This window comes from Micromonospora sp. CP22, assembly GCF_009712475.1.
Taxonomy (GTDB): domain Bacteria; phylum Actinomycetota; class Actinomycetes; order Mycobacteriales; family Micromonosporaceae; genus Micromonospora.
Window position 1 is genome coordinate 166700 of sequence record NZ_VCJO01000007.1, and the last position, 16535, is coordinate 183234.

Annotated in this window: 18 protein-coding genes; 2 read left to right on the plus strand and 16 right to left on the minus strand. The window is 70.5% G+C overall.

The annotated features are described in order from the left end of the window. Positions 1–69 precede the first annotated feature (69 nt). The 3 genes from FF096_RS14815 to FF096_RS14825 form a co-directional block, all read right to left on the minus strand. Positions 70–837, minus strand: coding sequence for an enoyl-CoA hydratase/isomerase family protein (locus FF096_RS14815; RefSeq protein WP_309223329.1), 768 nt, complete (start codon positions 835–837; stop codon positions 70–72). Between the two features lie 58 nt (positions 838–895). After that, positions 896–1123, minus strand: coding sequence for a helix-turn-helix domain-containing protein (locus FF096_RS14820; protein WP_007072022.1), 228 nt, complete (start codon positions 1121–1123; stop codon positions 896–898). 146 nt (positions 1124–1269) lie between these two features. Next, complete coding sequence (locus tag FF096_RS14825; RefSeq protein WP_155218419.1) at positions 1270–2874, minus strand: ABC-F family ATP-binding cassette domain-containing protein; 1605 nt, start codon at positions 2872–2874, stop codon at positions 1270–1272. 232 nt (positions 2875–3106) lie between these two features. Here FF096_RS14825 and FF096_RS14830 point away from each other — a divergent pair, with 232 nt between their 5' ends. Further along, positions 3107–4015 (plus strand): neutral zinc metallopeptidase, encoded by a 909-nt coding sequence (locus tag FF096_RS14830; protein ID WP_155218642.1) that lies wholly within the window; start codon positions 3107–3109, stop codon positions 4013–4015. A 103-nt stretch (positions 4016–4118) separates the two neighbouring features. Here the strand turns inward: FF096_RS14830 and FF096_RS14835 are convergent, their stop codons facing one another. The 10 genes from FF096_RS14835 to FF096_RS14880 all read right to left on the minus strand — a co-directional run bounded on the left by FF096_RS14835 (position 4119) and on the right by FF096_RS14880 (position 12752). After that, entirely contained in the window at positions 4119–4766 is a 648-nt protein-coding gene (locus FF096_RS14835) for an acVLRF1 family peptidyl-tRNA hydrolase (RefSeq protein ID WP_155218421.1), read from the minus strand. 108 nt (positions 4767–4874) lie between these two features. Continuing rightward, positions 4875–5591 (minus strand): LysE family transporter, encoded by a 717-nt coding sequence (locus FF096_RS14840; protein WP_309223330.1) that lies wholly within the window; start codon positions 5589–5591, stop codon positions 4875–4877. A 347-nt stretch (positions 5592–5938) separates the two neighbouring features. Next, complete coding sequence (locus FF096_RS14845) at positions 5939–6355, minus strand: metal-sulfur cluster assembly factor (protein WP_155218423.1); 417 nt, start codon at positions 6353–6355, stop codon at positions 5939–5941. Further along, on the minus strand, positions 6352–6828 hold the full coding sequence (gene sufU, locus FF096_RS14850; RefSeq protein WP_155218425.1) for a Fe-S cluster assembly sulfur transfer protein SufU: 477 nt from the start codon (positions 6826–6828) through the stop codon (positions 6352–6354). Before sufU ends, FF096_RS14845 begins: the two co-directional genes overlap by 4 nt. Next, complete coding sequence (locus FF096_RS14855; RefSeq protein WP_155218427.1) at positions 6828–8132, minus strand: cysteine desulfurase; 1305 nt, start codon at positions 8130–8132, stop codon at positions 6828–6830. Before FF096_RS14855 ends, sufU begins: the two co-directional genes overlap by 1 nt. Positions 8133–8158: 26 nt before the next feature. Next, positions 8159–8932 carry a Fe-S cluster assembly ATPase SufC gene (sufC, locus tag FF096_RS14860; RefSeq protein WP_155218429.1) on the minus strand — a complete coding sequence of 258 codons (774 nt, stop codon included), beginning with the start codon at positions 8930–8932 and terminating at the stop codon, positions 8159–8161. Further along, on the minus strand, positions 8932–9258 hold the full coding sequence (locus FF096_RS14865; RefSeq protein ID WP_155218431.1) for a non-heme iron oxygenase ferredoxin subunit: 327 nt from the start codon (positions 9256–9258) through the stop codon (positions 8932–8934). The genes sufC and FF096_RS14865 overlap by 1 nt, the downstream gene beginning before the upstream one ends. Beyond that, on the minus strand, positions 9258–10400 hold the full coding sequence (sufD, locus tag FF096_RS14870; protein WP_155218433.1) for a Fe-S cluster assembly protein SufD: 1143 nt from the start codon (positions 10398–10400) through the stop codon (positions 9258–9260). The genes FF096_RS14865 and sufD overlap by 1 nt, the downstream gene beginning before the upstream one ends. 118 nt (positions 10401–10518) lie before the next feature. After that, positions 10519–11949, minus strand: a complete 1431-nt coding sequence (gene sufB / locus FF096_RS14875) for a Fe-S cluster assembly protein SufB (protein WP_155218435.1) — start codon at positions 11947–11949, stop codon at positions 10519–10521. Next, entirely contained in the window at positions 11946–12752 is an 807-nt protein-coding gene (locus FF096_RS14880) for a helix-turn-helix transcriptional regulator (RefSeq protein WP_375335341.1), read from the minus strand. The genes sufB and FF096_RS14880 overlap by 4 nt, the downstream gene beginning before the upstream one ends. 97 nt (positions 12753–12849) lie before the next feature. On the opposite strand from FF096_RS14880, the gene FF096_RS14885 reads away from it, so the two are divergent. Next, positions 12850–13833 (plus strand): heme A synthase, encoded by a 984-nt coding sequence (locus FF096_RS14885; protein ID WP_375335342.1) that lies wholly within the window; start codon positions 12850–12852, stop codon positions 13831–13833. Positions 13834–13866: 33 nt separating this feature from the next. On the opposite strand, the gene FF096_RS14890 is transcribed toward FF096_RS14885, so the two are convergent. The 3 genes from FF096_RS14890 to FF096_RS14900 all read right to left on the minus strand — a co-directional run bounded on the left by FF096_RS14890 (position 13867) and on the right by FF096_RS14900 (position 16320). Continuing rightward, on the minus strand, positions 13867–14790 hold the full coding sequence (locus tag FF096_RS14890; protein ID WP_155218437.1) for a RimK family alpha-L-glutamate ligase: 924 nt from the start codon (positions 14788–14790) through the stop codon (positions 13867–13869). 6 nt (positions 14791–14796) lie between these two features. Beyond that, on the minus strand, positions 14797–15132 hold the full coding sequence (locus FF096_RS14895) for a hypothetical protein (RefSeq protein WP_155218438.1): 336 nt from the start codon (positions 15130–15132) through the stop codon (positions 14797–14799). Positions 15133–15363: 231 nt separating this feature from the next. Further along, complete coding sequence (locus FF096_RS14900) at positions 15364–16320, minus strand: heme o synthase (protein ID WP_309223332.1); 957 nt, start codon at positions 16318–16320, stop codon at positions 15364–15366. Positions 16321–16535 lie beyond the last annotated feature (215 nt).

Genomic DNA, 16535 nt, shown 5'->3' on the forward strand with positions numbered 1-16535 from the left:
TGTCGGGTCAATTCTCCCGATGACTACGACAACCACGCGAGTAACCCGGATCTTCCCGAACGGTCCTTACTATTCTCCTCGACCGGCGAGATCCCGCAGCCGCCTGGTCTGTGCCTCCCGCTCGGCGCGCTGCTGCTCGGCGTGGGTACGACCGGCGGCTCCGGCAAGCAGTGCCTTGATCTCGACGACGGCGTCCCGGTGGTGGCCGAGCAGCCCGGCGGTCAGGTCACGCACCGCGCCGTCCAGCTCGGCGCGCGGCACCACCAGGGTGGCCAGGCCGATCCGGTCGGCCTCGGCCGCGCCCATCCGTCGCCCGGTGGCGCAGATCTCCAGGGCACGCGGGTAGCCGACCAGCTCGACCAGACGCTTGGTGCCGGCCAGGTCGGGGACCAGGCCCAGCGTCACCTCGGCCATGGAGAACGTCGCGTCCTCGGCCAACACCCGCAGGTCGCAGGCGAGCGCGAGTTGGAAGCCGGCACCGATGGCGTGCCCCTGGACAGCGGCGATCGAGATGACGTCCGGCCGGTGCAGCCAGGTGAACCCGCCCTGGTACTCGGCGATCCGGTCGGCGCACTCCTGCTCCGACAGGGTGGTCAGCTCGGCGAAAGAACCGGGGCCGGAGGCACCGGCCACCGACAGGTCGAGGCCGGCGGAGAAGGCTCGCCCCTCACCGCGCACCACGACCACGCGTACGTCGCCGGGCAGCTCCCGGGAGAAGTCGCTCATCGCGCGCCACATCGCCGGTGTCTGCGCGTTGAGCACGTCGGGCCGGCACAGGGTGACAGTGGCGACCGGCCCGTCGCATTCCAGCCGGACCCCGGTCGCCTCGGCGGTCACCGGGCGGCCCGGGTCACGGTGGTGGTGGCGGTGCTGATGGACGACGCTGACGGGCGGGTCACGCCTTCTTGCGACGCCGAGCGCCGCCGCGCTGCCGCAGCTGCACCCCGGACTCGGTGAGCACGCGGTGGATGAACCCGTACGATCGCCCGGTCGAGGCCGCGAGCGCCCGGATGCTCTCGCCCCCGGTGTACCGCTTGACGAGGTCCTTCGCGAGCGTCTGACGCTCGGCTCCGACGATCCGGCGACCCTTCTCAGTGCTGGTGGCTGTGCCAGTGGCTGCCATGCTGTGTCCTCACGTCCCAGACTGTGCGGTTCGGATACGGTCCCACCTATTAGACCGTCTCGAACGATCATGCGCCAGATATCAACTATTCGCCAACCGACACGCTATGCGATGTCAGCTTCCCGATAGGTGACGTGGCGCCGATCTCAGGCCAGCTCGACCAGTTCCAGCAGATCGTCGCTCCAGGCGTCCTCGTCGCCGTCCGGCAGCAGGATCGCCCGGTCCGGCTTGAGCGCCAGCACCGCACCCGGATCGTGCGTGACCAGCACGATCGCGCCCGGGTAGCGGGCGATGGCGTCGAGCACCTGCTCCCGGCTGACCGGGTCCAGGTTGTTGGTCGGCTCGTCCAGCAGCAGCACGTTGGCGCCGGAGCAGACCAGCGTGGCCAGGGCGAGCCGGGTCTTCTCCCCGCCGGAGAGGACACCGGCCGGTTTGTCGACGTCCTCGCCGGAGAAGAGGAAGGCGCCCAGGATCTTCCGCAGCTCGGTGTCGGTCTGCTCGATCGCGGCGGCCCGCATGTTCTCCAGCACGGTCCGCTCCACGTCCAGCGTCTCGTGCTCCTGAGCGTAGTAACCCAACCGCAGTCCGTGACCGGGGCGTACCTCGCCGGTGTCCGGCTCCAGCAGCCCGCCGAGCATCCGCAACAGGGTGGTCTTGCCGGCGCCGTTGAGCCCGAGGATGGCCACCCGGGAGCCCCGGTCCACCGCCACGTTCACGTCGGTGAAGATCTCCAACGAGCCGTACGACTTGGACAGGCCGGTCGCGGTCAGTGGGGTCTTGCCGCACGGCGCCGGAGCCGGGAACCGCACCTTGGCCACCTTGTCGGCGACCCGGACCTCATCCAGGCCGGACAGCAGCCGCTCGGCCCGGCGGGCCATGTTCTGCGCGGCGACCGTCTTGGTGGCCTTGGCCCGCATCTTGTCGGCCTGGGCCATCAGCGCGCCGGCCTTCTTCTCGGCGTTGGCCCGCTCCCGGCGGCGACGACGCTCGTCGGTCTCCCGCGCCGCCAGGTACGCCTTCCAGCCCAGGTTGTAGACGTCGACCACGCTGCGGGTGGCGTCCAGGAACCACACCTTGTTGACCACCGACTCCAGCAGGTCGCCGTCGTGGGAGATCACGATCAGCCCACCCTTGTGATTGGCGAGGAAGCCCCGCAACCAGGTGATCGAGTCGGCGTCGAGGTGGTTGGTGGGCTCGTCCAGCAGCAGGATCCCGCCGCCGTTCTCGCCCGCGTCGCGGAACAGGATCCGGGCCAGCTCGATACGGCGACGCTGACCGCCGGAGAGGGTGCCGATGGTCTGCGCCAGGGCCCGGTCGGGCAACCCCAGATTCGCGCAGATGCGGGCCGCCTCGGCCTCCGCCGCGTACCCGCCGAGCGCGGCGAACTGGTCCTCCAGCGCGCCGTACCGGCGCACCAGGCGCTCGTCGCCGCCCTCGGCCAGCTGGGCCTCCAGCTCTTTCATCCCGGCCATCAGCACGTCCAGGCCACGGGCGGAGAGCACCCGGTCCCGGCCGGTGACGTCCAGGTCGCCGGTACGCGGGTCCTGTGGCAGGTAGCCGACGGCGCTGCGCCGGTCGACCTGGCCGGCGTACGGCTGGCCCTCACCGGCGAGCACCTTCAACGTGGTGGTCTTGCCGGCGCCGTTGCGCCCGACCAGGCCGATCCGGTCGCCGGGCTGGACCCGCAGCGTGGTGTCGGACAGCAGGATCCGGGATCCGGCACGCAGTTCCAGGCCGGTGGCAGTGATCATTTCGCGGTACTCGCTCTCGGGATCCGAAGGGCTGACTCAGGGCACACGAAAGCGCCGGCGAGTCGAGGTGACCCGTCGGCGCGGGGCGTTCAGCCTTCGCAGCGCAGCACGGCGTCGATTGTACCGGGCCCCGGCCGACACTCCACGCGGATTACCGACCAAGATCGTCGGGTACCGGATGGCGGACCGGACCCGGTTCCGGCCCATGAGCCACAGACTGATCGGGGTCACCATGGAGCTGAACGAGAACGCACGGATAGACACCAGCCAGGTGGAGGACCGGCGCGGTAGCGGCGGAGGCGGCGGGATGGGCATTCCCATCCCGATCGGCGGCGGGCGCGGCGGCATCGTCGGCATCGTCATCGCCGTGCTGGTGGCCCTCGTCGGTGGCGGTTTCGGCCTGAACGCCATGACCGGCGGCGAGGAGCAGGGTGACAACGCCGCGCTGGAGCAGCGCTGCTCCGCCGAGAACGCCCTTGAGCAGCTCGACTGCCGCAACACCCTCTACGTCAACTCGATCCAGGCGTACTGGCGCACCGCCCTGCCGGAGTCCCTCGGCGAGCAGTACCGCCCGACCCGCACCGTCTTCTTCAGCCAGGCCGTCAACACCGCCTGCGGCCAGGCCGACTCCGGCGTCGGCCCGTTCTACTGCCCGGCCGACTCGCTGGTCTACATCGACCTCTCCTTCTACGAGGTGCTCGCCAGGCAACTGGGCGCCGAGGGTGAGTTCGCCCAGCCGTACGTGCTGGCCCACGAGTACGGCCACCACGTGCAGAACCTGCTCGGCACCAACGAGCAGGTCCGCCGCCAGCAGCAGCGCGACCCGGGCAACGCCAACGAGCTGTCGGTACGGCTGGAGTTGCAGGCCGACTGCTACGCCGGAGCCTGGGCGAAGAACGCCACCGGCACGGCCGACGAGCGCGGGCAGAAGATCTTCACCAGCATCACCGAGCGGGACATCGCCGAGGCCATCGACACCGCCGAGGCCATCGGTGACGACGCCATCTCCAAGCGGGCCAACCGGCCGGTGAACCGGGACGAGTTCACCCACGGCTCGTCGGAGCAGCGTAAGCAGTGGTTCAACCGGGGATACGACAGCGGCGACCCGGCCTCCTGCGACACGTTCACCGGCGCGGTCTGAGGTGCAAGGAAGGGCCCCTTGTTAACGCCTGCGGTATAGAAGGGAACCCTTCTCACCGCTCGTGTTAAAAAGGGGCCCTTCCTACATCGGTCGGGGGCGTCGGTCAGGTGGGGTCGCGGACGAGGATGCGGACCGCGCGAGCGGCGGTGACCGCGTCGAGCAGCACCGCGTACCGGGGCTCGGGAACGTCGAGCAGCCGCTCCGCGCGCAGCGCCGCCAGCGGGTCGAGTCGCCGGTCGGCGAGGATCGCGTCCACCGCCCGCCGGTCACCGCCGGCGACCACCGCGTCCAGGCGATCCGCCTCCGGCAGCAGCAGCCGCACCGCCAGCTCCGCCGCGTCGGCCAACGCCGCCTTGGCCTGGTTGTCCCGGCGGCGAGCAAACCGCTGCTGGGACCAACCACCCGCAGCGGTACGCCCCTGCACGTAACGGGTGTCGACCTTGTGCACCGGTAGCCGCTCCCCTTCGGCGATCCCCATCGCCACCGCCCCCTTGCGCGCCAGCAGCAGGCCGATCCGGCGCGGCGCGAGCGCAGCAGCAACGAAGGCATCGAGATCGGTGGTGGCCGGTGCACCCGGCGGGGTGTGCAGCCCGGCGCTGGCACGGTCCGGGGCGGTCAGCAGTAGACCGTACTCCTGGATGGTGATGGCGGGCGGGCCGTGCCGGTCGGTGAAGCCGGCGACCCAGCGGTTGGTCCGGGCCGGGTCGACGTCGACCCACCGGCCGCCCCCGGCCGCAGGTCGGCTACTCATCCCCTGACCGTACGGCATGCGAGATCGCCCCCGCCGAGCGCCGAGCGCCGAAACCGTCACCTCGGACCGGCGACGAGGCGGCGGGCCGGCCCTGGCTCCGGGTACGGATCATCCGTTGAGCAGCATGCTGATGGCGAGCACCGTGATGATCGCGCTCGACAGCAGGGCGGTGAGCAGGCGTCCGCGCTCACTGGTGAGCGCCCGACCGATCAGTGTGCCGCCCGCTGCCACCAGCAACTGCCAGCTGGCCGAGGCCACGAACACACCGATTGTGAAGAGCAGCGCGGCCGCGAGGGCGGACCCGGCCGGGTCACCACGGCCGAGCACCAGGGCGGTGAAGTAGACGATGGTGGCCGGGTTGAGCAGGGTCAGCGCGAGAATCCCGGCGAACGCCCGGGCCGGGGTGGCCATCCCGCCCCGCTCCGGCAGGCCAGGTCCCGGCGACGCGTCGTCCGCCGGTGGCTGGTCCACGCCGCCGGCCGACGAGACGGCCGGGACGATCACCGGCGAGCGGTTCGGGGACCGGCGTGGGCCACGCACCCGCAGGGCGCGCCACGCGCCGTGGGCGGCGAGGGCGAGCAGCACTGTCGCGCCGACCAGCCGCAGCGGCCCGGCCACCGGCGCGAGCCCACCGGCGACCGCCGCGCCACCGAACGCCGCGACACCGGCGTACAACCCGTCGGCGGTGGCCACCCCGAGCGCGGCGGCCGCGCCGACCCGGAACGAGGTCCGCGCGGCGAGCCCGAGGATCAGCACGGCGATCGCGCCGACCGGGACGGCCACGCCGTAGCCGGCGACCAGACCGGCGAGCAACGCGCCGGTCACGACGGACGCCGTGGTGAGATGCCGTCCGCCGCGGTCCGCTGCCGACGAGCGGTGGCGGCAACGACGCCAGGACACGAGTTCGTCGGGTACGCCTCACTCACTGGGTCATGCTGCGGCCGCCCGTCGCGGCGGCGCCACGGATTATCCGACCACGCCGCTGCGACCGTCGGAGTGACTCGATGCCGCGATGCGTCCGCGCTCCCAGCTCGACAGTGCGGGATCGCCCATTGACCGTGCCCGGCAGGCTCGCCGCCACGACGGGAAGGTGCCTCCATAACGGCCTCGGGCGCGGCACCCGGTGGATGCCGCGCCCGAGGATGCACTCCGGAGTCTGCCCGGAGGAGCTGTCAGACGTTGAAACCGAGGGAGCGGAGCTGGTCGCGCCCCTCGTCAGTGATCTTGTCCGGTCCCCACGGGGGAAGCCAGACCCAGTTGATCCGGATGTCGTTGACCAGGCCACCACCGGGGCCGGTGGTCAACGCCTGGCGGGCCTGGTCCTCGATCACGTCGGTCAGCGGGCAGGCCGCCGAGGTCAACGTCATGTCCAGGGTGGCGACGTTGTCGTCGTCGACGTGCACGCCGTACACCAGGCCGAGGTCGACCACGTTGATGCCCAGCTCCGGGTCGACGACGTCCTTCATCGCCTCCTCGACGTCGGCGACGGCGGCCTTACCGCCGGTCGCCGCGCCGCCGGTCGCCGGGGTCGCCGCGCCGTCGGTCGCCACCGCGCCCGACTCCGGCGTGCTGCTGGTCTCCTCGGTCATGCCTTCACCTCCGTCGGGCTCGCGCCCACACCGGCGCGTGCCGCGGCGTCCTTGAACGCCATCCACGGCAACAGCGCGCATTTGACCCGGGCGGGATAGCGGGCGACGCCCTCGAACGCCACCCCGTCGCCGAGTACGTCCTCGTCCGGCGTGACCTGACCACGACCGGACATCAGCGTCAGAAACGCCTCGTGCACCTCGAACGCCTCGCTCGCACCACGGCCGGTCAGCAGCTCGTGCAGCACGCTCGCGGACGCCTGGCTGATCGAACACCCCATGCCGTCGTACGACACGTCGTGCAGCGTCTCGCCGTCGGTGGCCACCCGGACGGTGATCTCGTCACCGCAGGTGGGGTTGACGTGGTGCGCCTCGCCGACCTGGTCGGCCGGGTCGGCGGCGTCACGCAGCCCGCGACCGTGCGGATGCTTGTAGTGGTCCAGGATGATCTCCTGGTAAAGAGACTCAAGCTGCATCAACCGAACACCTTCCGCGCCTGCTCCAGACCCGCCACCAGTGCGTCGATCTCCTCGGTGGTGGTGTAGAGGTAGAACGAGGCCCGCGTGGTGGCCGGCACCCCGAACCTGGTGCAGACCGGCCGGGCGCAGTGGTGACCCACCCGCACCTGTACCCCGAGGGAGTCGAGCACCTGCCCCACGTCGTGCGGGTGCACGTCGCCGAGCGCGAAGGAGATGGTGCCGCCCCGACCGACCGGCACCTCCGGGCCGAAGATCCGCAGACCGGGCACGGTGGCCAGGGCGTCCAGCGCGTACGCGGTCAGCTCCTTCTCGTGCCACTGGATCGCCCGCATGCCGACGCCGGTGAGGTAGTCCACGGCCGCCCCGAGGGCGACCGCCTCGGCGATCGGCGGGGTACCCGCCTCGAAGCGGGCCGGCGGCGGGGCGTACGTGGAGCCGCCCATCGCCACCGTCTCGATCATCGAGCCGCCGCCGAACACCGGCGGCATCGCCGCCAGCAGCTCGCCACGCCCCCACAGCACGCCGATGCCGGTCGGGCCGCACATCTTGTGCCCGGTGAAGACGATGAAGTCGGCGTCCAGGTCGACCACGTCGATCGGCATGTGCGGCACCGACTGCGAGCAGTCCAGCAGCAGCAGCGCACCCACCTCGCGGACCCGGGCCGTGATCCGCGAGGTGGCGTTGACGGTGCCGAGGATGTTGGACATGTGCACCAGCGAGACGATCTTCGTCCGCTCGTTGACCAGGTCGGTCAGGCCCGACTCGTCCAGCCGGCCCTGGTCGGTGACCGGGAACCAGCGCAGCGTCGCGCCGGTCCGCTCGGCCAACAGCTGCCACGGAACGATGTTCGAGTGGTGCTCCATCTCCGAGATGACGATCTCGTCACCCGGCCCCAACCGGAACCGGGGATCACCGTCGGGGCGCAGCGAGGCGTTGGAGAACGCGTACGCCACGACGTTGATCGCCTCGGTGGAGTTCTTCGTGAAGACCACCTCGTCGACGCTCGGCGCGTTGACGAACCGGGCGATCTTCGCCCGGGCCCCCTCGTACGCCTCGGTCGCCTCGGTGCCGAGCGTGTGCACCGAGCGGGACACGTTGGCGTTGTGGCGGGCGTAGTGCGCGGCCAGCACGTCGAGCACCTGGCGCGGCTTGTGCGAGGTGTTGGCGCTGTCCAGGTAGACCAACGGATGCCCGTTGATCTCCCGCCCGAGGATCGGGAAGTCGGCGCGTACCGCCGCCACGTCGTAGCGGGGCACGTCGTCGTACTGCGGCATCCCGGGCGGGATCGCGATGGTGGTCATCCTGGTGACCGACCCTTCCTTCGAGGTCAGGCCCGCGCCGAACCAGCCCCGGCGACGTACCGCTCGTAGCCCTCTTCCTCGAGCTTGTCGGCCAGTTCCGGGCCGCCCTGCTCGACGATTCGACCGGCGACGAAGACGTGCACGAAGTCGGGCTTGATGTAGCGCAGGATCCGGGTGTAGTGGGTGATCAGCAGCAGGCCGGTGTCGCCGGTGTCGCGCACCCGGTTCACGCCCTCGCTCACCACGCGCAGCGCGTCCACGTCGAGGCCGGAGTCGGTCTCGTCGAGAATGGCCACCTTCGGCTTGAGCAGCTCCAGCTGCACGATCTCGTGGCGCTTCTTCTCACCGCCGGAGAAGCCCTCGTTGACGTTGCGCTGGGCGAAGGCCGGGTCCATGTGCAGCCGCTCCATGGCACCGCGCAGCTCGCCGCCCCAGGTGCGCAGCTTCGGCGCCTCCCCGTCGATGGCGGTCTTGGCGGTACGCAGGAAGTTCGCCACCGAGACGCCGGGCACCTCGACCGGGTACTGCATGGCGAGGAAGAGACCGGCGCGGGCCCGCTCGTCGACGGACATCTCCAGGACGTCCTCGCCGTCCAGGGTCACCGAACCGCCGGTGATCTCGTACTTCGGGTGCCCGGCGACCGAGTACGCCAGGGTCGACTTGCCCGAGCCGTTCGGGCCCATGATCGCGTGGGTCTCCCCCGCCTTCACGGTCAGGTCGACACCGTGCAGGATCGGCTTGAGCTCACCCTCGGGCAGCTTCACCGACACCTGCAGGTCGCGGATCTCCAGGGTGCTCATTATCGGGTCACTCCATTGCTCGGCGTCAGACTGACGTAGATGTCACCGTCGCGGACTTCGACGGGATAGACGGGTACGGGTTCGATGGCCGGCGGCCCGGTGGGTTCGCCGGTACGCAGGTCGAAGCGGGAGCCGTGCAGCCAGCACTCCAGGGTGCAGCCTTCGACCTCTCCCTCGGAGAGCGCCACGGCCGCGTGCGAGCACTCGTCGAACACGGCGTAGAACTGGTCGTCCTCACCGTGCACGAGCGCGATCTGGGTGCCGTCGACGTCCGCGCTGATCACGGTGCCCTTCGGCACGTCCTCGACGGCGCAGATGCGGATCATCAGACGCCCGCCTTCGTGAGCCGAGCCTCGATCGCGTCCCCCAGGCGCTCACGCAGGGGCTCCACCGGGATCTTGTTCAGCAGCTCGGTGAAGAAGCCGCGCACCACCAGGCGGCGTGCCTCGGCCTCCGGGATGCCCCGGGCCATCAGGTAGAACAACTGCTCGTCGTCGAAGCGGCCGGTCGCGCTGGCGTGGCCGGCCCCGGCGATCTCGCCGGTCTCGATCTCCAGGTTCGGCACCGAGTCGGCCCGCGCGCCGTCGGTGAGCAGCAGGTTCCGGTTGATCTCGTACGTGTCGGTGCCGGTCGCCTCGGCCCGGATCAGCACGTCGCCGACCCAGACGGTACGGGCGCTCTCCCCCTGCAACGCGCCCCGGTAGCCGACGTAGCTGCGACAGTCCGGCACGGTGTGGTCGACCAGCTGGCGGTGCTCCTGGTGCTGGCCGGAGTCGGCGAAGTAGACGCCGTACAGCTCCGCCTCGCCGCCCCGATCGGTGTACTCGACGGTGGTGTACTGGCGGACCAGGTCGCCACCGAGGGTGACCTGGACGTGCAGCACCCGCGCGTCGCGTCCCAGCCGCACCTTCAGGTGCTGCGCCTGCACCGCGTCGTCGGCCCAGTCGGCGACGGTGACCAGGGTGAGCTTCGCCCCGGCACCCACCGTCACCTCGACGTTGTCCGCCAGGGTGGCCGACCCGACGTGCTCCAGCACCAGCACCGCCTCGGCGAACCGACCCACGTCGACGACCGCGTGTCCGAAGGCCAGACCCTCGGCACCGTCACCGACCACCCGGATGACGGTCGGGCCACTGATCACGGCGTCCTGCGCCACCCGCACCAGCAGCGCCTGCTCGGCACCGCCGTAGGCCAGCGCGCTGACCCGGTCGAACGGGGTGAGCACGTTGCCGACCCGCGGGTCGTCGCGGCCGATCCGCTCCACGGACACGCCCTCGGGCAGGTCGGCGTACTCGTGCCGGACCGTGCCGGTGGCGGTCTGGTCGTCACCGACCAGCCCACGCAGCCGCTTGAGCGGGGTGAAACGCCACTCCTCCTCCAGGCCGGTCAGGGCCGGGAAGTCGGCGACATCGTACGAACGCAGCGCCTGCGACTTGGTGCTCGGCGGCGCGGAAGCCTGGGTAGTCATCTCGTCCTTGGTCTGTTCTACGACGGCGGTCTGGTTAACCGGAGGGCGGGCCGGCCGGTGTTCCCGGCCCCTCGGGCCGAGCCTCGCCCGGCCCGACCGGTCGGGCTGCGGCGGCAGGTCAGCCGACCGCGCCCTCCATCTGCAGCTCGATCAGGCGGTTGAGCTCCAGGGCGTACTCCATGGGAAGTTCCTTGGCGATCGGCTCGATGAAGCCGCGCACGATCATCGCCATCGCCTCGTCCTCGCTCAGGCCCCGGCTCATCAGGTAGAAGAGCTGGTCCTCGCTGACCTTGGAGACGGTCGCCTCGTGCCCCATCGACACGTCGTCCTCACGGATGTCGACGTAGGGGTAGGTGTCGGAGCGGGAGATGGTGTCGACCAGCAGCGCGTCGCACTTGACCGTGCTGGCGCTGCTGTACGAGCCCTCCAACACCTGCACCAGGCCCCGGTACGAGGTCCGACCGCCGCCCCGGGCGATCGACTTCGACACGATGGTGCTGCTGGTGTGCGGCGCCGCGTGCACCATCTTGGCACCGGCGTCCTGGTGCTGCCCCTCACCGGCCATGGCGACCGAGAGCACCTCGCCCTTGGCGTGCTCGCCGGTCATGTAGACCGCCGGGTACTTCATGGTGACCTTGGAACCGATGTTGCCGTCGATCCACTCCATGGTGGCGCCCTCGTGGCACACGGCGCGCTTGGTGACCAGGTTGTAGACGTTGTTCGACCAGTTCTGGATGGTCGTGTAGCGGCACCGGGCGTTCTTCTTGACGATGATCTCCACCACGGCGCTGTGCAGCGAGTCCGAGGAGTAGATCGGCGCGGTGCAGCCCTCGACGTAGTGCACGTACGCACCCTCGTCGACGATGATCAGCGTCCGCTCGAACTGGCCCATGTTCTCGGTGTTGATCCGGAAGTACGCCTGCAGCGGGATCTCCACGTGCACGCCCTTCGGCACGTAGATGAACGAGCCGCCGGACCACACGGAGGTGTTCAGCGCGGCGAACTTGTTGTCGCCGACCGGGATCACCGTGCCGAAGTACTCCTTGAACAGGTCCTCGTGCTCCTTGAGGGCGGTGTCGGTGTCGAGGAAGACGACACCCTGCTCCTCCAGGTCCTCGCGGATCTTGTGGTAGACCACCTCGGACTCGTACTGGGCGGCGACACCGGCGACCAGGCGCTGCTTCTCCGCCTCCGGGATGCCCAGCTTGTCGTAGGTGTTCTTGATGTCCTCGGGCAGGTCCTCCCAGCTGGCGGCCTGCTTCTCGGTGGAGCGCACGAAGTACTTGATGTTGTCGAAGTCGATCCCCGTGAGGTCGGCGCCCCAGGCCGGCATCGGCTTGCGCTCGAACAGCCGCAGACCCTTCAGGCGCAGGTCGAGCATCCAGGCCGGTTCGTTCTTCTTGGCCGAGATGTCCCGCACCACCGCCTCGTTGAGGCCGCGCTGGGCCGAGGCCCCGGCGACGTCCGGGTCGGCCCAGCCGTACTCGTAGTTACCCAGGGCGGCGAGCTGCTCCTCCTGGGTCAGTGGCTGGACGATCTGCTCGGTCATCTATCTGTCCTCACAGTGGTGACGGTCTTACCGGACTGGGCGTACGGCGGCCCGGGAATGTGCGTGGTGCACACCCCGTCGCCGTGCGCGATGGTGGCCAGGCGTTGCACGTGGGTACCGACCAGGCGGGAGATCACCGTGGTCTCGGCCTCGCACAACTGGGGGAACTCGGCGGCCACGTGCGCCACCGGGCAGTGATGCTGGCAGAGCTGGCCGCCGGAGGCGATCGTGGAGGCACTGGCAGCGTATCCCTCCGCCGTCAGCGCCGCGGCGAGTGCCTCCGCACGGGCCATCGGATCGTCGCCGGCGTCGGCCAGGGCGGCGCGACAACGCGCCTCCAGGGCGGCCACTTGCTCGGCGGCGAACTTCTCCACCGCACGCGAGCCGCCGGTACGCGCGATCCAGCGCAGCGCGGCGGTGGCCATGTTGTCGTAGTGGTGGGTGCCACACCGGCTTCGGGCGGCGTCGGTGAGCAGGAACACCTTCGCCGGTCGGCCCCGCCCACGGTGACCGCGTACGGTCTGTTCGCGGGCCACCACATCACCGTCGGCGAGCATCGCGTCCAGGTGGCGGCGGATCGCCGCCGGGCTGAGCCCGAGCGCGTCGCCCAACTGGGCGGCGGTGGCGGCACGCCGCTCCAACAGCAGCAGGGTGACCCGATCACGGGTCGACGGCTCCCCGGCCGAGACCGGGATGCCGGCCTGGGCCTGCGGAGCAGGCGGAACGTCGGCGCGGGGCAGCGACCGGCCGGCGACCGGGTCGGCCGTCGGCTGGTGCCCGGAGAGCCCTGCCGCCTTTTTCACAACGCCCACGTTACGTAAATCAATCAGGGCCCGCAAACGTGACCCCGGTGATCCGAGCCACCACTCGGGCGGAGTCACCCGATCGGCGACAACTACGGTGCGTAGGATTCGCCACGTGAAGCGACCCGTCCGAGACCTGGTCTCCGCCACCCTGCTGCGTCGGCTGACGTTCGCCAACATCGTCGCGAACGTCGTCATCGTCGTCACCGGCGGGGCGGTGCGGCTGACCGCGTCCGGTCTGGGCTGCCCCACCTGGCCCCGGTGCACCGACGAGTCGTACACCACCACCGCCGAGATGGGCGTGCACGGGGTGATCGAGTTCGGCAACCGGCTGCTCACCTTCGTCCTGGTGCTGATCGCCGGCGCCACCCTGCTGGCCGCGCTCGCGCACCGGCCCCGTCGCCGTGGGGTGGTGCCGCTGGCCGTGGCCGTCGTCCTCGGCATCGTGGCGCAGGCGGTGATCGGCGGGATCACCGTCCGCACCCAGTTGCACCCCTCGATCGTGGGCATCCACTTCGTGGTGTCGATGCTGCTGCTGTTGGCCGCGTACGCCCTGTGGCGTCGGGTCGTCGAGCCGGACGGCCGCCTGGTCTCGGTGGTGCCGTCGGCGCTGCGGGCCCTCGTCTGGATCACCGTGGTGGTCAGCGCGGCGGTCGTCCTCGTCGGGGTGGCGGTGACCGGCAGCGGGCCGCACGCCGGTGACGCCGACGCCGTCCGCAACGGCCTGGACCCGCAGACGATCTCCCAGATCCACGCCGACCTGGTGTTCCTGCTCGTCGGGCTGACCGTGGGCCTGTGGCTGGCATTGCGCGCGGTGGGCGCACCGGCGCGGGCGGTGCGCGCCGCGCTGGTCCTGCTCCTGGTCGAGCTGGCTCAGGGAGTGATCGGCTTCGTGCAGTACTTCACGAATCTGCCGGTGCTGCTGGTCGGGCTGCACATGCTCGGTGCCTGCCTGGTCTGGCTGGCCACCCTGGCCGCCCTCTGGTCGACCCGCACCGCCGGACCCGCCCGCTCCGACGCCCCGCCCCCGCACCAACCGACCGACCACGAGGTGGTTGCCGCGGCCCACCCGGCCGGGTGACAGCCGCCTCCCGACCCGCCGGGTGACAGCCGCTCAGCGACCAGCTCGGGACAGGTGGACGCGGATGGCGTCGGCGAGCCGCTCGGCGGCACCGTCGGCATGGCCGAGGAACAGCGAGGGTTCGGTCAGCTCCAGCTCCACCAGCACCGGCGCGCCGTCGGGACCGGGAATCAGGTCGACCCGGGCGTAGAGCAGGCGGTCCGACCCGCCCGGCACCGCCGCGAGGGTCTGCGCCGCGACGGCGAGCTGCGCCGGTTGGGCCGTCCGTGGCGTGATCTCCTCGACCTTGTACAGCGCCTCGACGCCCTCGTCCGGCCCGGTCAGCATCGGGCCCTTGCGGATGGCGTGGCTGTAGGTCAGCCCGGCCGGACCGGCCAGGAAGAGCAGCGCGGTCTCACCGGCCGTGTCGACCTCGCGTAGGTACGGCTGGACCATGGCCACCCGGTCGGCCGCCCCGAGCCGGCGGACGTGCGCCACGGCGAGGTCCCGATGCTCCGGGTCGGCTAGGTCGTAGCGGCCGGTGTCCTGGCTACCGGCGCTCACCGCGGGCTTGATGACGTACTCACCGTGGTCGGCGGGAGGCTGCCACGGCTCGCCGGGCAGCACCCAACCGGTCGGGACGGTGGGCACACCGGCCGCCGCCAGTCGGTCGAGGTAGCGCTTGTCGGTGTTCCACCGCACCACGTCCGCCGGGTTGGCCAGTCGCGGCACCCGGGCGGCCCAGGCGACGAACTCGTCCCGCCGGGACGAGTAGTCCCAGGGCGAGCGGAGCACGGACAGGTCGTAGCGGGCCCAGTCGACGCTCGGGTCGTCCCAGACGACGGCGTCGACGGTGATCCCACGGGCGGCCAGGGGGGCGAGGACGAGACGGTCGTCGTCGTCGAGGTCGGCCAGCTCGGTACAGGTAATGAGAGCGACCCGGGGTCTCCCCCGGGTCGGCTGGTGGTGATCGGTCAATTTATCTCAACGGGCCATCGTACGTCGGGCCATCGAACGCCAGAGGTCGTTGCTCGGGCGCATCTGGTCCATCAGTTCCCGTTCCCAGGCGTTCTCCACGGCGACCCCGGCCTGCGCGCAGGCCGCACGGGCGGTCACGGTGTCCTCGGCGAACTGGTCGCCCCAGGCACCGTCGACCCCCACCAGGACGATGCGGGCACCGCGCTTGCCGACGTACTCGATGACCGCCTTCGCCCCGCCGTGCTCGGCGGCGAACGACTTGATGCCCGCGACCAGCCCGTTGGGGGCCTGCCCGGAGGCGGTCTGATCAGCCGTCAGCGTCGTATCGGAACCATCTGCCATAACGTGAAGCCTAAGCAGACATGCAATCGGACGGGCGAGAACAGGCAAGCTTTTGTGATACCGATTACCTGTAGGTTTAGCCGACAGCGGAACCGTTTCGCCCGTATTTATCAGCATCAAATCGGGTCAATCCGAGTAGCGGAATGCCGACAAACTGGGCGGATCCCGAAAATCCACCATCAGTGGCGTACTGTCGGTTTCCCGACGCGCGCCGTGACGACCGCCGCGCGGTCAGAGCAGAGCGTCCAGCGCCGCGGCGGCGAAGACGATGGTCAGGTAGGTCGTGGACCAGTGGAACAGCCGCATCGGCTTCACCGGCTCGCCCCGCCGCGCCCGACCGGCCAACCGATGTGCCTCGACCAGGAAGATCGCGCCCACCACCAGCGTCGGAACCCCGTAGATCGGGCTCAGCCCCAACGCCCACACGGCCAGCGAGGTCAGCACGGTCAGCCAGGCGAACCCCACGATCTCGGCGTTGACCCGCCGGACGGAGGCGACCACCGGAAGCATCGGAATGCCAGCGCGGGCGTAGTCGTCCTTGTACTTCATCGCCAGCGGGTAGAAGTGCGGCATCTGCCAGAAGAAGACCACCCCGAACAGCGCCCACGCCACCGGTGACAGCGAGCCGGTCACCGCCGCCCAGCCGATCAGCACCGGCGCGGCCCCACAGGCACCGCCCCAGAAGGTGTTCGCCGTCGTGGTGCGCTTGAGCCACAGCGTGTAGACGACGTCGTAGTAGACGATCGCGGCCAGGGTGAGCCCGGCGGCGAGCAGGTTGGTGAAGACCGCCATCAACGCGACCGAGAGCACCGCCAGCACCAGACCGAAGATCAGCGCGTTGCGGGGCGTCACGGTGTGCGCCGGCAGCGGCCGTCGCTTCGTGCGCCGCATCAACTGGTCGATGTCCCGGTCGATGTAGCAGTTCAGCACGCTGGCCGCGCCCGCCGCGAGCGAGCCGCCGACCAGCACCACCGCCACCAGCCACAGCGACGGCAACCCGCCGTGCGCGAGCATCATCGCCGGCACCGTCGTGACCAGCAGCAGCTCCACGATCCGCGGCTTGGTCAGCGTCACGTACGCCGCCACCACCGCCCGCAGGTCGCGGGGACGCACCGGCGTCTCCCCGGCCTCACGCACCGGCGTCTGCCCGGCAGGGGTACTGACGGGGCGCTCGGTGATCATGCTCACGGATTGCCACCTTCCGGCGTCGGGAGGGGAGGTCACGGCGGCCGGACCGACTCGGGTCCACACACCGACCCACACACTACGCGTTGTCGTTTTCGCTGCCCGGGCGACCCGGCAACGGTGCCAGTCGTCACACCGAAGGCTGGCTCCGGGCCGCTGCCAGGCTGAACCGCGCAGCGGCGCCAAAACGTACAGACCAGCATGCTGAGATCCTCGGG

Coding starts and splice junctions, on each gene's coding strand:
- FF096_RS14895 (WP_155218438.1), bottom strand. CDS start 15,132: ATGGCAGATGGTTCCGATACGACGCTGACGGCTGATCAGACCGCCTCC.
- sufC (WP_155218429.1), bottom strand. CDS start 8,932: ATGAGCACCCTGGAGATCCGCGACCTGCAGGTGTCGGTGAAGCTGCCC.
- sufB (WP_155218435.1), bottom strand. CDS start 11,949: ATGACCGAGCAGATCGTCCAGCCACTGACCCAGGAGGAGCAGCTCGCC.
- FF096_RS14830 (WP_155218642.1), top strand. CDS start 3,107: ATGGAGCTGAACGAGAACGCACGGATAGACACCAGCCAGGTGGAGGAC.
- FF096_RS14825 (WP_155218419.1), bottom strand. CDS start 2,874: ATGATCACTGCCACCGGCCTGGAACTGCGTGCCGGATCCCGGATCCTG.
- FF096_RS14820 (WP_007072022.1), bottom strand. CDS start 1,123: ATGGCAGCCACTGGCACAGCCACCAGCACTGAGAAGGGTCGCCGGATC.
- sufU (WP_155218425.1), bottom strand. CDS start 6,828: ATGCAGCTTGAGTCTCTTTACCAGGAGATCATCCTGGACCACTACAAG.
- FF096_RS14865 (WP_155218431.1), bottom strand. CDS start 9,258: ATGATCCGCATCTGCGCCGTCGAGGACGTGCCGAAGGGCACCGTGATC.
- FF096_RS14855 (WP_155218427.1), bottom strand. CDS start 8,132: ATGACCACCATCGCGATCCCGCCCGGGATGCCGCAGTACGACGACGTG.
- sufD (WP_155218433.1), bottom strand. CDS start 10,400: ATGACTACCCAGGCTTCCGCGCCGCCGAGCACCAAGTCGCAGGCGCTG.
- FF096_RS14845 (WP_155218423.1), bottom strand. CDS start 6,355: ATGACCGAGGAGACCAGCAGCACGCCGGAGTCGGGCGCGGTGGCGACC.
- FF096_RS14835 (WP_155218421.1), bottom strand. CDS start 4,766: ATGAGTAGCCGACCTGCGGCCGGGGGCGGCCGGTGGGTCGACGTCGAC.